12 protein-coding genes and 1 tRNA gene are annotated in these 15,086 nt (G+C 64.4%); 6 read left to right on the top strand and 7 right to left on the bottom strand.

The features are described 5' to 3' along the window. Positions 1-38: 38 nt before the first annotated feature. The 6 genes from ACIGGF_RS02650 to dcd form a co-directional block, all read right to left on the bottom strand. Positions 39-1,007, bottom strand: coding sequence for an Hsp70 family protein (locus ACIGGF_RS02650; protein ID WP_397519902.1), 969 nt, complete (start codon positions 1,005-1,007; stop codon positions 39-41). Between the two features lie 127 nt (positions 1,008-1,134). After that, positions 1,135-1,422 carry an ANTAR domain-containing protein gene (locus ACIGGF_RS02645; protein ID WP_397519901.1) on the bottom strand — a complete coding sequence of 96 codons (288 nt, stop codon included), beginning with the start codon at positions 1,420-1,422 and terminating at the stop codon, positions 1,135-1,137. Positions 1,423-1,572: 150 nt separating this feature from the next. After that, positions 1,573-2,658, bottom strand: coding sequence for a hypothetical protein (locus tag ACIGGF_RS02640; protein WP_397519900.1), 1,086 nt, complete (start codon positions 2,656-2,658; stop codon positions 1,573-1,575). 82 nt (positions 2,659-2,740) lie between these two features. After that, the gene (locus ACIGGF_RS02635) at positions 2,741-4,183 is read right to left on the bottom strand and encodes a CHAD domain-containing protein (RefSeq protein ID WP_397519899.1); all 1,443 of its coding nucleotides are present in this window, start codon (positions 4,181-4,183) and stop codon (positions 2,741-2,743) included. Between the two features lie 54 nt (positions 4,184-4,237). Next, the gene (locus ACIGGF_RS02630) at positions 4,238-5,908 is read right to left on the bottom strand and encodes an Hsp70 family protein (protein ID WP_397519898.1); all 1,671 of its coding nucleotides are present in this window, start codon (positions 5,906-5,908) and stop codon (positions 4,238-4,240) included. A gap of 101 nt (positions 5,909-6,009) precedes the next feature. Further along, complete coding sequence (gene dcd, locus ACIGGF_RS02625) at positions 6,010-6,588, bottom strand: dCTP deaminase (protein ID WP_397519897.1); 579 nt, start codon at positions 6,586-6,588, stop codon at positions 6,010-6,012. 141 nt (positions 6,589-6,729) lie between these two features. Here dcd and ACIGGF_RS02620 point away from each other — a divergent pair, with 141 nt between their 5' ends. From ACIGGF_RS02620 to ACIGGF_RS02595, 6 genes are all read left to right on the top strand, one after another. Beyond that, the gene (locus ACIGGF_RS02620; RefSeq protein WP_397519896.1) at positions 6,730-7,443 is read left to right on the top strand and encodes a hypothetical protein; all 714 of its coding nucleotides are present in this window, start codon (positions 6,730-6,732) and stop codon (positions 7,441-7,443) included. Then, a complete protein-coding gene (locus ACIGGF_RS02615) occupies positions 7,440-9,614 on the top strand; it encodes an Rv1355c family protein (RefSeq protein WP_397519895.1) in 2,175 nt (724 codons plus the stop codon). Before ACIGGF_RS02620 ends, ACIGGF_RS02615 begins: the two co-directional genes overlap by 4 nt. Before the next feature lie 87 nt (positions 9,615-9,701). Next, positions 9,702-11,513: a putative bifunctional diguanylate cyclase/phosphodiesterase gene (locus ACIGGF_RS02610; RefSeq protein WP_397519894.1), complete on the top strand. Its 1,812-nt coding sequence runs from the start codon at positions 9,702-9,704 to the stop codon at positions 11,511-11,513. Positions 11,514-11,548: 35 nt separating this feature from the next. Continuing rightward, positions 11,549-11,622 (top strand) — tRNA-Gly (locus tag ACIGGF_RS02605). 281 nt (positions 11,623-11,903) lie between these two features. Beyond that, positions 11,904-12,755: a glycoside hydrolase family 16 protein gene (locus tag ACIGGF_RS02600; RefSeq protein WP_397519893.1), complete on the top strand. Its 852-nt coding sequence runs from the start codon at positions 11,904-11,906 to the stop codon at positions 12,753-12,755. A 166-nt stretch (positions 12,756-12,921) separates the two neighbouring features. After that, on the top strand, positions 12,922-13,878 hold the full coding sequence (locus ACIGGF_RS02595; RefSeq protein WP_397519892.1) for an esterase/lipase family protein: 957 nt from the start codon (positions 12,922-12,924) through the stop codon (positions 13,876-13,878). A 4-nt stretch (positions 13,879-13,882) separates the two neighbouring features. Here ACIGGF_RS02595 and ACIGGF_RS02590 read toward each other — a convergent pair whose 3' ends face one another. Continuing rightward, the gene (locus ACIGGF_RS02590) at positions 13,883-15,061 is read right to left on the bottom strand and encodes a PucR family transcriptional regulator (RefSeq protein WP_397519891.1); all 1,179 of its coding nucleotides are present in this window, start codon (positions 15,059-15,061) and stop codon (positions 13,883-13,885) included. Positions 15,062-15,086 lie beyond the last annotated feature (25 nt).

Here is a 15,086-nt window from a genome sequence, read left to right as displayed (position 1 = left end):
CCTACCCAACGACGGCGCGGGTTGGCCAGGATGGTCGTTCAAGCCGAGCGGTGTCGCGCGGCGTCGTTGTAGCCCACAACGCCCACCATCGCGTCCGGTGCCGACGGCGCACCGGCCCGGCTCATCGCCCCACGCGGGTGGTGCTGACGCGACGCAACCGCATCGGCGGCCATCAGCGCAGCACCGTGAGCAGTGAGCGATTCCGGATTCGCGGGCGCGATGACCGGCAGCATCAGATCGCGACGAAACAGCCGCCGAAGAGATGGCAAATTGGCGCAGCCACCGACCATCACCAGGGCATTCACAGCACAGGGCGCATCGACGATGACGCTGGCGACCCAGTCCTCGAGCGAACCGATACTGCGTTCGAGGACGTCGTCGAAGGTATTGCGCCACAATCGAACCGGACCAGCGACGAACGGACCCTCCACCTCGGCCACCCGCAACCTCGAGAGTTGCTCCCGCGCCGTGCGAACGGCGACCATCAGGTCTGCGCGGGCGCGATCGGACGCCAACTCGTCGGCTCCGAATGTCGAGAGCAGGTAGCGCGAGATCTGCTCGTCGCAGCCGATACCGCCGAACAGCGTGGTGCGCACCGAGCTGAACACCCTGCCGGTGGCCGGATCCGCGATGGACATCGTGGTGCCGGACGCGCCGATGTCGCAGATCGCGACGGTACGTGCGCCCTCCAGCTGGCCCGATCCTCGCAGGTACCGAAGCTGAGCACCGAGCTCCGACGCGACCAGCAGGCGATCTGCCTCGTACGTGGAGTACGCCGACGTACGGCCACGGGCTCCGGGGTCATCGGGGACTGCCAGGACGATGTCTGCTCGCCCGACCATCTGATCGCGCGACATCGACTCGAGCAGATCGAGAGCGACCTGAAGATGGTCGCCGGGATCGAACGAGTGCACGATGTGGGCCGACCGCACCGACTCGTCGATCGCATCGACTGCGACCCCTCGGGCCGTGGCAGAACCCACCGAGACTCCAAGGACTGTTCTCATGTTTCCTCGACTCGAATAGCTACTCCGACCTGCTGATAGTAGCCCTCGAACCGCCTACTGGACAGTAAAACACCGATCTAATCGAACTCAGAGTTTGTTTTGGCGTTCACTACGCCGAGAAACCCGATCAGGCGACGTGATCGAAGGGGTCGCGGCGGTCGGCCAACAACGATCCCCAGTCTTCCCGCGCCGACGTCATGGCAGCGCCCGCAACTCCGTTGGCCGAGTCCATACCGCGGGCAGCGGCAACGATGGACCTGGCCGATTGCACCAAGGAAACATCGAACCTGAAGCTGTGCGCCGCCAACTCTGCGAACGCGTCATCGGGACTACAACCACGCAGCGCGATGAGAACACCGACTGCCCTGTCGATCGTCGTGCGGGTCACCACTTCTGCTGCGGGATTGTCGGTCATCGGATACTCACCGTCTACTGGTCGATGACCCGATGGTAGCGAGGCTCGAGCAGAAGTTCAGGTACCCAAGGGGAATTCACACACCCGTCACGCGAAGGATTTCTGCGAGTATCAAAACCCCTCGCTCACAAAGGAAAAGCCCGTTTCGGATCACTCGACCGGTGCCGCGGTCTGATCCGCGCCCGACTCCTCCGGGGGCGTAGTGGGCTCGGTTGGAGTCGACTCGTCAGGATTGGTGGTAGGCGGATCCGTGTCCGGGTTATCAGGTCCGGGATCCGTGTCCGGATCAGGCTGTGGATCCGGATCAGGCTGGGGCTTCGGATCGGGCTGGGGCTTCGGATCGGGCCGGGGCTTCGGCACGGTGATCGGAGTTCGTCCACCGTCCGACTCTCGGCCCTCGGCCGAATCACCGCCGACCACCCGGTCCGGCCTGCTGCCTCCGCCCGAACCACCGATATCCGACGCCGCAGCGGCCGACGACGTCGGAACAAGAGTTGCCGGCAGCGATTCGCTCCACGCGCCCACCGGCACCGGCCCGACCACGGGTGACTCTGCGATCGGCGACGCGGCGACAGGAACACTCGACGAAGACGAAGACAAGGGTGCGTCGGAGCGATCGACCACCACCGTCGCCGACGGTTGCAGCTCGGAGACAGCGTCTGCGGTACCGACCGCCGGACTCTGCTCGGGGCCGGTCGCCGCCAGCGCCCAGACCGTCGCGCCGCTGAGCGCGGCGACGATTGCGACACCCAATCCGATCATCGTCAGTCGGGCAACGCGCGGGGTGCCCGTTCGATCATCAACCGGCGCGCCGACGCCGTCATCGCTCGTCGGGGGCCGGCCGGCCGGATGCTCACCGCTCCACAAGGCGGGCCCGGTTTCGATTGCGAACAGTGCCACTGCGGCGTCCAACGGGGCGTCGGCGTCCAACCGCGGATCGCCTGCATCGACCACCCCGACGTCGCGCACATCATGGGCTGCGAGGGCGGCACGGACGATCCCGCACAGGAGAATGCTGTCGCAGACCACCGCGGAGCCGACAATGTCCAAATCGTTCTGGGCAGCCTGCACCCGCATGATTCCGAGCATCGTGGTGACGGCGTCTCCGACTCCGCCGGGAGCCGCGGCAACAGAGACGGTGCGGGCCGAAATCGGTCCGACTTCGGGCAGATCGGAGTCGACCAGTACGGCCGACACTTCTTCTGTACCGACATGAACGCCGAGCGCTATGAACATGTTCGTCGACTCCCCCGAAATCAAATTCGGCTCAGAGTACCCTTCGGAACGTCAAACGGGGAAATGAACGGTTTTCCGCCGTTCAGAACTCCAACCGGCTCACCTCGTCGCGAGCCAGCTCCGCCGCGCGGCGCTCGCGCTCGAAGAGCAGACCGAACGTGAATCCGTTCTCCCCTGCCGTCGTCCCCGCTCGCGCACCCAACGTACGCAGAATGCCCGCCGCGACCACCGCATCCTGATGCTCGCCGAGCACTTCCTGAATGGTCTTGAAGCATTTGATCCTCGCTTTCGCGTCCTTCTTGTCCAGCACCGGCGCCACCAACTCGACCGCATAGCGAGCTCGCTTCGACGCCTTCCGCGCCCGATGCAACGCCTCGTCGTCGGTGCCGCGCACCGCACTCTTCGTGCGATCGATCGCCTTCTTGCCGGCCTTGCGCGCGAGCTTGACCAGCAGGCGTTCGTTGGCCTCTCCATCGATCGGCAGTCCGCGCGACCATGCCGACAACTGCGTCAGAAGTGCGCGGTAGCGGTCGCCGTCGAGTTCGGCCATCACCGTGTCGCGATGACCGATCTGCTCTGCCAACAGATCGTTCTCGATACGCGAGGCCACTGGCCCCAGCACCCATTCGGACGGCAGTTCCCGCAGCGCAGCAGCGAACCGGGCGCGCTGCACCTGACGGTCTCGCACCTCACCCAGAAGGCTTGCGTACCAGGACAACTCGGTCTCGAGCTGCGCGGCGGGCTCGTCCTCGAACAGGCTCCCGAACACCCGAAGAGTACTGCGATACCGTCTGATGGCCACCCGGGTGGAATGAATCGGATCCAACCCCCGACGCAGGTACACATCACCCGCCACGATTGCCTGCACCTGTTCATCGAGGTACTCCGTCACCAGCTGAACCCCGGCATCGGCCGGAACCTCGCGCACCACGGACAGCGCCCGATCCAACTTCGACGAGTGCGCCGACGGGTGAGCACCGGCACCGCGCAGCAGCTTTCCGGCTTTCTTCAGGAACGACTCCGAGCCCGCGGGGCCGAGCTCGACCTCCACCTCGCGCCACTGCGGGCCCGTCGCGCCGCCTATCAGAGTGACCGTGACGTGGTCGTCGGCGATCTCCGCAACAACCGCTCCGTCGGCGTCGGAGACCGTATGTACCGTCCGGCGCGTCGACAGGGTCGCGACCGCGGACAACTGCCCGCCCATCACGGCACCGCGAAGAACGTCGGCCAACTCGTCGGGCACGGTGTCGTCGACCCCGCTACCGAGAGGAAGCCGAATCTCCGTTCGCGCCTTCTCGGCCGGCACCTTCGCATGCCAGCCGTTGTCGGAATCGCCGGTTCGCCGTCGCACCGTGATGCCGCGCCGCAACAGATCGTGCCCGGTGGTATCGAAATACTCACTGACCAAGTCGGTCTCGCTCGAGGCAAGAGTCCCGTCGACGGGCACCAACGAAGCGAGAGTGGGCAACTCGAAATGTGCGTCGACGTCGAATTTGTCTTCGCGCTCGATCTGAATCGACTCCATACGACCATCCTGCCTCGAGTACCGGGGCCCACGACGGCGGAAGTCGCAGACCCGTCAGCCGCGAGGCATGTCCAGGTTGGGGAATGGAAAATCGAACGTCCGCGTCGAACGCGTCGTGGTCGTCGGACGACTGGTTGTGGTGGCCGGGGGCCGTGTCGTCGTGGCCGGGGGCCGTGTCGTCGTGGCCGGGGGCCGTGTCGTCGTGGCCGGGGGCCGTGTCGTCGTGGCCGGGGGCCGTGTCGTGGTGGGCGGTACCACGGTCGTCGTCGGCACCGTCGTCCGCTCCGAGGTGGTCCTGCCCGGGTCCCTCGACTCCACTGTCCGCCGCGGGGCGGTTGCCGGCGGCGCATCCGAGGTCGTGGATGCGGCGACCGACGATGTCGCGGGCGTGGGCGAGGAGGTCGAGAGCGCGGGCGGCGGAGAGCTCACGGCACCGGCCGAGGTCGTGAGCGGCGTCGGCAACCCATCGGACGCCGTGAGGGGACCGTCCGATGCAGGCGCGACGGGCTGGGAGCGAACGGCCGGTGAGGGGTCCTGCGAGGTGTACACCGTTGCAGCCGGGTCGTCCGTGGCGGTTCGCGCCGACGCGGCAACGACGGTCCCGGCTGCGCAGACCACGACCAATGCGGCGAGTGCGCCGCCGAGATGCCGTGACTTGTTGACCCGGGTCATCCGCTTGGACGAGGTATCGCTGTGTCGCGGGCGTTTGGAGGTCACCGCAGATTTCGAGACCACTGCAGATCCCGGTACGGCCGCGACCATCTCGCGGTCGGCGGAATCGCGTCCGACGGGTGCGAACCGATCGGTGATCGCATCATCCGTCGTCGGGGTAGGCCGCCGCCCCACCGTCCGGGCTATTCCTGCAGCACCATGTGCTGCAAGCAGTTCCGGCTGTTCGGGTACGTACACCGGCGTCGAGACCGCGTCGAAGAGGACCTGCCGAACGATCTGCATGTTGGCACCACCACCGACCGCGACGACGGCATCCACGCGGATGCCCTGTGCGGCGACGGCGTCGAGCACATCGACTGCCATCGAGACGGCATAGTGCACCGAGTCGGCGACGAGCTCGTCGAGGGTGCCGCGCCACAGCGTCGCACGACCGCCGACGAAAGGTCCGGGAACCGAGACGCTGCGGAACAGCGACAGTTCGTGCTTTCCGGCCCGGACATCGTGGACGAGCCGTCTACGGGCCTCGACCGTCAATGCCTCTGCCGCCCCGAACACGGCGATGAGGTGATCGCACAGGACGCGATCGCAGACAGCACCGCCGAATTCGTCGGTGCGCCGCGTTGCGAGTACCCGGCCGCTGTGGACGTCCACCACCGATACCGACGTACCGGACGCGCCGACGTCGAACAGCGCAACGCACTCCTCGCCGGCCAGCACACCGGTTTCCCGGAGTGCGCCCAATTGCGCGCCGAGCTCCGAAACCAGTACCACGCCGTCGGAGAAGTCCTGGTCGAAGGCCGTTCTGGGGTTGCTCTCACGAAGCGCGAGCACCGGATAGAAGGCGGCGGACGCATGCCCGCCCGCCAGATTGTGCACCGAGGTGACGACGGCATCCCACGGGTCGGGCGCGAGACCGTTGGGTGCGGGCCGGGACGCCACGGGTTCGTGTACTTCCAACACCGAACCCGAGCGGGCGCTGTTGCTGATGACGCTGCGAACACCGCTCGACCCCAGTGATGCACCGAGAACAGACGCGCCGTAATCCGCGGACACAAGAAACCTCGCTCTGGTAGGCCCCAACCCACGTTCGGTCACCAGAGTACCGCTACAACCGTCCACTCGTCATGTTTCAAGGGCCGGAAACAAACTGGAGGTCAGTCCACTCGCGACTGATTGAAGTTCAAGTACGCCTTGGACGGGGTTGGGCCGCGTTGGCCCTGATATTTCGACCCGACGGCGTCGCTGCCGTACGGGTTCTCGGCCGGCGACGACAAGCGGAACAGGCACAGCTGCCCGATCTTCATTCCCGGCCACAGCGTGATCGGAAGGTTCGCGACGTTGGACAACTCCAACGTGATGTGGCCGCTGAAGCCCGGATCGATGAACCCCGCCGTCGAATGGGTGAGGAGCCCGAGCCGTCCGAGCGAGCTCTTTCCCTCGAGCCGACCGGCCAGATAATCCGGCAGCGTCGTCAGTTCCAGCGTGGAACCGAGCACGAACTCCCCCGGGTGCAGAACGAAGGGTTCGCCGGCCGCGGGCTCGACCAGCGTCGTCAACTCGTCCTGCTGCAGCGCCGGATCGATGTGCGTGTAGCGAGTGTTGTTGAACACCCGAAACAGCTTGTCGAGCCGTACATCGACGCTCGACGGCTGGACCATCGACGGGTCGAACGGCTCGATCGCCAGGTTGCCCAGAGTTACTTCGGCACGAATGTCACGGTCGGAGAGCAGCACCCCTGCAGGTTACTGGTCCACCACGTCCTCCCGCGACACACCCGAGTCCCGGTTCCGGGCGAGTAGCTCGGCAAATGAATACGCGGACAATCGAACAGCACCATCTTTTCCACTCGGGCATCTCCTATCAGAAAGAATGACATGACAGTCTCATTCGACGTTCCGTCGTATCAGGACGATCGATCTCTGTGCCGCATTGTTGCCACCACACCCGGAAAGAATCCGGCATTGTGGGAACAATTTCTCGACGGCGCAGAGCAGAGTTATACGAGACACGGTGTTTCGTCGGCGTTGGAAATATCGGACATTCGAGACGGCACCAGCACCACCTTGTTCTTTGCCGCACTCGACCACGCCGAGGCAATGGTCGGCGGGGTGCGTGTGCAAGGACCATATTCATCGGTGGACCAATCACACGCACTCGTAGAATTTGCCGACTATCCGGACGGGCGTCGACACGTGCACGCCATGCTCGACGAGCGCATCGCGCACGGTGTGGTCGAACTCAAGTCGGCCTGGGTCGCTCGCGACGCACACCGCGGCCATGCCGTCACCTCGATGATCGCGGAATCGCCCGCCTACAGCACGGCCCTGCTCGGCGCGCGGTACGCACTGGCCACGGCAGCCTCGCACGTCCGACGCGCGTGGCTGGACACCGGCGCGATCATCGCCACCGAGATCGAACCGATTCCCTATCCCGACGAGCGATACCGAACAGAGGTGTTCTGGTGGGACAGGCGAACTCTCGCGTTCGACGCCGACCTCGCCACCTGGCGTCGGATGCGCCGCAACACCGTCACCCTCCTGGCGCACCGTCGCCCGCCCGTCGACCTTCCGGAAGCAGTGGCATCATGAGCGATCGAATCGACACCGGCCAGCGCTGGCAACCTGTGATACTCGACAAGACGGACCCGGTCCAGCGCGCCGCACTGGACGAACTCGGCACCGATCCGAGCCTGACTTTTCTCGACGAGCGCGAGACGCAAAGGAAGGGCTTGCAGACTCTGCTACCTACTCCCGAGCAGAGCCTCCTCGACGAGAACGACCGGTGGGTGTACTTTCCGTGGCGAAAGACGGTTGTCGCGGTTCTCGGGCCGAACGCTTTCCGCCACTTGAGACTCGACAGAAACAGGAACAAGATAACCCGCTCCGAACAGAATTCCTTGGGAGATCTCACGATCGGGATTATCGGCCTCAGCGTCGGACATGCCATTGCCCATACGTTGGCACTCGAAGGGATCTGCGGAACGCTGCGTCTTGCAGATTTCGACGAAATCGAACTCTCCAATCTGAACAGAATTCCGGCATCCATCCTCGACCTCGGCGTGAACAAAGCGGTTGTCGCAGCGAGACGCATCGCGGAGATCGATCCGTATCTACGGATAGAAATAGTGCAGGACGGAATCACGGAGAACACCATCGACGGATTCTTCGACGGGCTGGACCTGCTGGTGGAGGAATGCGACTCCCTCGACGTCAAGGTCCTCGCGCGCGAAGCGGCCAGGTCGCGAGGCATCCCGGTGATGATGGAGACGTCGGACCGCGGGTTGCTCGACGTCGAACGATTCGACCTCGAACCCGAGCGGCCGGTGTTCCACGGCGTACTCGGAGACATCGACTCGGCAAGTCTGCGCGGGCTCGGCACGCGCGACAAGATCCCGATCGTGCTCGACCAACTCGACGCCTCCCTGCTCTCGGCCCGGATGGCCGCCTCGATGGTGGAGGTGAGCGAGACGATCGAGACGTGGCCGCAGCTGGGCGGCGACGTCCAGCTCGGTGGTGCCACCGTCGCCGCCGCTGTTCGACGCTTCGGCACCGGGGCCCACCTACCGTCCGGGCGAATCAGAATCGACCTCGACGCCCATCTCGACGCGCTCGAGTCACCGCAACCGACTCGGACGCAGGAGAAGGCCCCTGCCCAAGACGACCGGCGATCCGGAATCGTGCCCGCCGATCTCGACACAGCAGATCTCGACGCTGCACATCTCGACACAGCAGATCTCGACGCTGCCGTGCTCGACGCTGCCCGACGGGCACCGTCCGGTGGCAACAGCCAGCCGTGGACCCTGTCGACCGACGGACGCACGGTGACGATAGGTGTAGACCGGTCAGTCACGTCGACTCTCGACATCGCATTCCGCGGCAGCTATGTAGCAGTGGGTGCTGCGGCCTTCAATGCTCGTGTGGCCGCCGACGCACAGGGCCGATTCGACGGTGAGCGCATCACCGAGCACGGAGTCGATATCACCTTGCGTGAGTGCAGCCCTGGGTTCATCGAGGATCGACGCCTGCTCGACGGCGTTCTCGGGCGCTGCACCACCAGGGAGTTGGGCACCGCCGAGCCCCTCTACGCGAATATCGCGACAGACCTCGTTGCTGCCGCCGCGGCGGAAGGCGGGCGAGCCGTACTCCTGACCACTCGCGAATCCGTCGCTGCGGCAGCAGACATCCTCGGCGCCGCCGATCGCCTTCGCTATCTCACACCGCAACTGCATCGAGAGATGTTCTCCGAGTTGAGATGGCCGGGAGATCCGGATCCGAACAGAGGTATCGAGGTGTCCAGCCTGGGGATCGACGACGCGGATCTGTCCAAGCTCGAGATCGTCAAACGGCCGGACGTCATGGCACTCGTCGATACCTGGGACGTCGGCGCTGCTCTGGGGACCGACATGCGGGACCGGGTGCTGTCGAGCTCGGCACTGGTGGTGATCGTGGTTCCGGGATCGACTGCGGAACATTACATTCGGGGAGGGTATGCAACGGAGAACGTGTGGGTAACTGCGCATTTGCAGGGCCTGGCGGTACAACCGGTTTCCCCCGCATTCCTCTACGCTCACACCCAGGAAGACCATTTGCACCTGTCGTCACACCACGCAGAACCGTTGCAGCAGTTGAACTTGCGATTTCGTGAGCTACTCGGCATCACCGACCCCGAATCGGTAGCGCTGGTGTTGCGGATCGGTTGCGCCCCGAAAAGCGGGATTTACAGTCGCAGACTGCCTGTTTCGATCCCCGGATCGGGGTAGAGTCCGGCGCAGACCAGGGAGAACAGTCCTTCACTGCGTCTGTGACGAGGCAGGAGTGGGGCACTGGCGCACACCCGGACGCTCGAGGTGCTCGTCACCGGCGTCGCAACCGAACTCATGGGAGTGGATGCGGCGACGGTGCGCGAGGCCTACGAATCGGTGCTGCGGCAACTCGTCGACCATCTCGGTATCGACTTCAGTTTTCTCAGACACAACGATTTCGAGGCCAGAGCCACGGTGCTCAGCGCGGAGTGGCCTCCACGATCGATCAAGCCGGATCCGGATCCGCTGGCGGTCGTGAAGTTCGACGACGCCGATTCGGTGTTCGCACTGGCCGAAACACTGACCGAACCGGCAGTGTTTCGGCCGAGGCCGCAACAAGAAGACTATCGCCGACGCGTCGAGCAGGCGTCTGGATTGTCCGCGACGTCGATGGCCGTGGTGCCACTGCTCCACGCAGGACGAACCATGGGCATCCTCGGCCTGATCAAGGTCGGCGACCGCTCCTGGTCCGACGCAGAACTCAACGCACTCAAGGCAATTGCGGCTCTCTTCTCGCAACTGCAGGCACGAGTGATCGCCGAGGAACAACTGCGATTCGCGGCAATGCACGACCACCTGACGTCACTGCCGAACCGCACCGCGCTGGCGCAGTACCTGCACGACCGACTCGACCCGTCCATGCCAGGTCCCGTCGCGGTGCTGCACATCGACCTCGATCGAATGAAAGCGCTGAACGACTTTCTCGGGCATCTTGCCGGCGACCGTTTCCTCCGTACCATCGCCGATCGAATGCGTGGCTTCGTCGGCGACTCCGCCGGCATCGTCGCGCGTCTGGGTGGCGACGAGTTCGTCGTGGTACTCGCTGGGCCGTGCTCGGCGCGCGTCGCGACGCATCACGCCCAAGTCATCGCCGATGCCATCGACGCACCCGTCACTCTCGGTGTCGAACGAATATCTCGTAGCGCGAGCATCGGCATCGCGTTCGGTCGCCCTGGGCACCACACCTCGGAATCCCTACTGCAACAAGCCGATCGAGCCGCCTTGGTCGTCAAACGAGCAGGTGGCCACGACATCGCCCTGTTCACCGACGAAATGCACGCCGATTCCGAACTACGCAACGACGTCGAGATACACCTTCGCGACGCCATCGCCGGCGACTCGCTGATTCTGCATTTCCAGCCCGAGGTGGACCTCGTCTCGGGACGGATCACCGCAGTCGAAGCGTTGGTTCGATGGCAGCACCCCACCCGCGGCCTGCTACCCCCGTCCGCGTTCATTCCGGTCGCCGAGGAGACGAACCTTGCGGGCGAACTGGGTCGCTGGGTTCTCGAAAACGCCTGCCGCACGCTGGCCGACTGGCACCGAGATATTCCCGGGCTGGACATCTCGATGCGAGTCAACATATCGCCCGTCCAACTCGTCACGAACGGCTTCGTCGGTGCCGTTGCCAGAGCTCTCGAACAGTTCTCGATAGTAGGCCCTGACCTCTGCCTCGAGATCACCGAAGTAGCAGTGGTGCAAGACCTTTCACGCACACGCGTCACGCTTCGCGAACTCCGCGAACTCGGGGTGCAAGTGGCCATAGACGATTTCGGAACCGGATACAGCTCACTGTCACACCTGAAGGAATTGCCCGTCGACACACTCAAGATCGACCGCGCCTTCGTCACCGAGCTGGGCAACGGGGCCACCGGCGACCTCGCCATCGTCCAGTCCATCATCGGACTCGCCGACGCATTCGGACTCGGCATCATCGCCGAGGGCGTCGAAACGCAGCGCGCCAGAAGCACCCTCATCGATCTGGGCTGCACTCGTGCGCAGGGGTACCTGTTCTCCACACCCGTAGCCGCCGAGGACGCCCTGATCCTGCTGCACGGTGTGCGAATCGACGTCTGAGCATCCTGCTAACCTGAACATCGCAGTACCACCTGGCCGGTGTAGTTCATTGGTAGAACGCGACCTTCCCAAGGTTGAGAGGCGGGTTCGATTCCCGTCACCGGCTCCACGGTACGACCCCTGCGGTCGTCCCCGACACCTCTTATCGGTCATCGACACTCTGACCTCACCGGCAATCCCCAGTCACTAGTTTCACTTCCGAAACAAACCGACCACCGGGTCGATCGTTCGGTACCCCCGCAAAAGACCAATTGCATATGCGAATTCAATCATTGTATTCGAAAGAATTCCTGCATTTTTAAAGACGCGACTAATGCCTTCTCGGGCGTGCTAGAAATCGGATGTCGGAGTTCGTTCAGACGGCATATGACCTGATAGGAATCCCCCCTCATGCGATCACTATTAACAATTGTTGCGGTCACCTTGACGACGATGGCCGTGGCCGTCTCGTCGGCGACTGCCGCCCCGTCGCTCGCCGCACCCCCGAGAACCCAGGGCGGAGCAGGAACCCTGCTGTGGGAAGATCAGTTCAACGGGTACGGCGGTCCCGATGCCTCCAAGTGGGGTTTTCAGACCGGGCGCTGGGGCGCGAGTTCTGGTGAGCAGCAGTACTATACGAATTCCTGGAACAACGCCAACCAGTTCAACGGCTCGTTGAACATCACCGCGCGCCGGGAGACTCCGCCGGACCGCAAGCGGGCACCGTACAACTTCACCAGCGCACGAGTGGTCAGCATGGGCAAGCAGTCTGCAACGCCCCCGGTGCGCATAGAAGCATCGATCAAGATGCCCAGCGCTCAGGGCCTGCTGCCCGCATTCTGGACCCTCGGCCTACAACCCGGTGGCGAATATTCGTGGCCGAGCCAAGGGGAAGTGGACATTGTCGAAATTCCCGGACTGTACGGACCGTCGTTCAATTTGCACGGCCCCTCGAAGTGGAACTCGAACCAAGATGTAAAAGCGGGCGGCGGGATGAATCCGGTGAACAACGGATTTCACACCTACCGCATCGACTGGCTACCGAACAGCATCACGTGGTTCGTCGACGGGATTGCTCGGTACTCGCTCACCCAGGCGCAGTACGAGGCCAAGGGCGGCAATTGGAAGGCCTTCTCGGGCGCGTGGCCGCATTACATCCTCCTCAACGTGGCAGTGGGTAACAACTGGACCGGCAAGACCCTCAACACCACGCCGTACCCGCAGACCATGAGCGTCGACTGGCTCCGGGTGAGCCGTCTCTGACCTGGGATCGACCCGCACGACCGAGGGGCCCGGCCACAGCGGCCGGGCCCCTTCTTGCGCGCCTGCACTCGCCTGGGTTTTTGTAGCAGAACAATATATGTGACTTTTACGGGCTGGGTAGGCATTTCGTTGGGACATATCACAGCATCGGACATACGGTTTGTGCATGCGCGGACCACGCTGGAGTCTGACCACCCTCGTCATCGCCGCTGCGGTAACCGTCGTGCCACCGACCGCACAGGCCACTCCCCTGATGCCCATCGCGTCTGCACCCGAGCAACCCGACCACGCAGACGCCATTCGCTATGCGGCACTCAACCGCGACGCCGCCCCGCCCGGGTCCAACGACATGAGCTGCAGAGCCACTGCACAGCATCCCGACCCCGTCGTCCTGGTGCACGGCACCGACTCCACTGCCTACTCGGATTGGGCCGGCTTCTCCCCGATACTCCGAGCAGCCGGATTCTGCGTGTTCGCCATCAACTACGGCGCGTCTCCGGACGGCACGAGCAACGGCTACGGAGCAATCGAAGACAGTGCAGCACAATTGAAGTCGATGACCCGATCCATCCTGGACGCGACCGGGGCCGCGGCGGTCGATGTGGTCGGTTACTCACAGGGCGCTGCGGTCGCGCGCTACTTCGTCAACCGGCTCGGCGGTGACGCCATGGTCCGGCGGTGGGTAGGGATGGCGTCGCCGACCTACGGCGGCACCATGTACGGGGCCACCCCGGTCGTGCAGGCCGTACCCGGCGCAACGCGTCTGGTCGCGCGCGAGTTCGGACCGGGCCTGACGCAACTGATGGCCGGATCCGACTTTCTCGATCGCCTCAATGCAGACGGCGACACCGTGCCCGGCGTCGAGTACACGTCCATCGCCACCAGGGTCGACGAAGTGATTCAGCCGTATACCAATGCGCTGCTTCGGGATTCCGGGGCACACAACATCGTGGTGCAGGATGTGTGCCCCGATACCGAGGTTGCGCACTTCACGTTCACCTACGACCCCACGGTACTTCGGCTGGCCCTGAACGCACTGGATCCCGCGAACGCACGCCCGCCGACGTGCGTTCCGGTACCGCTGGGAACCGGCATTCTCGACGTCGTACTCGCCAGCAATTGATGCCTCAGGCGAGCAGTCGATGCGCCCTGAGCCCCACGTACAGTTCTGCCGCCTGGCCGGGGTCGCGAAAGTCGCGACCGGTGAGCTCGGCGACCCGGCGTAGCCGATACAACACCGTGTTGCGGTGGTAATGCAGCAGCTCGGCCGCATCCTTGGTGGATCCGCCGCACGAGAACCACGCGTCGAGTGTCGTCAACAGGCTCTCTCGCTCGGTCGGTGGCAGTGTCAGAAGATCGCCGAGTATCTGTCGCGCGGCGATGCGCCCCGATTCCGGATCGCGGACCAACAGCAGCGACACCGGTACCGAGTCGTATCGCACCGGCACAGAGTCGCCGGTACCGCACGATCTCGCCAACCGCGCCTGGCCGACGGCACCGCCGATACCCGACGGAGACCGAAAGATCGAACTCACCCCTACCCGCCCGGAGCACAAGTTGCTCAGCGTCACCAGCGCGCCGTCGATTTCCGATTCCTTTGCGGCACAGATCAACCCGATGCTTCCGTCCACCTCTGCATCCCAGACGGACTCGGTGCCCACTGCACGGAGTCGCTCGATCAGCCCGTCGATCCCGACGGCCGAGGTCAGCGGCTCCTGGGAGACCACCGCGAAGTAGCCGTGGTCGGGAATGCGAAATGCTCGCAGCGCATCGGCAGCGGCCGTCGGATTCGCCGTGTGATCGGCGAAGAGCACGCGGATGAGTCGGCCACGCGCCTCGGCACTCTCGCGGGCACGCATGTCTGCGCTTTCGCGATAGGCCTCCGCAGCCTCGTCGGAGTACACGTCGACCAAGGCCCACACCTGAGCAGCCATGTCGAGCAGAGCATGGCTGGCCCGCCCGTCCGAGCGCATCATCAGCTCGTCCCACAGCAATCGGCCGCCGAGCCGAAAAGCATGGAGCAACGCCGCCAGCGGCACCCCCTGCTCGGCCTTGAGTCGGCCGGCGGTCTGCGCCGATTCGAGCTGCATGGGCGCACGACCGGACAGTTTGCCCAGCATCGACGCCAAGTTGCTCCGCGCCGCCTCGTACAGCTGCTCAGGGGTGAGCAGAGTCGATTCGAGGTACGCATGTTCTGCCCCCAGGATCCGACGCACCAGTTCGCTCGCCAGGTCGTCGACGCCGTCGAGCATCGTGGCGGCCAGCTCGGTCGGTGACGGGTGCAGCTCGATTTCGGTGGCGGTCATCACAGAAGTCTATCCGCATCCATGT

This window comes from Rhodococcus sp. NPDC078407 (assembly GCF_044542515.1).
Lineage (GTDB): Bacteria > Actinomycetota > Actinomycetes > Mycobacteriales > Mycobacteriaceae > Rhodococcoides.
The sequence above is the reverse complement of the archived record's forward strand: the minus strand, read 5'-3'. Positions and strand labels throughout refer to the sequence as shown.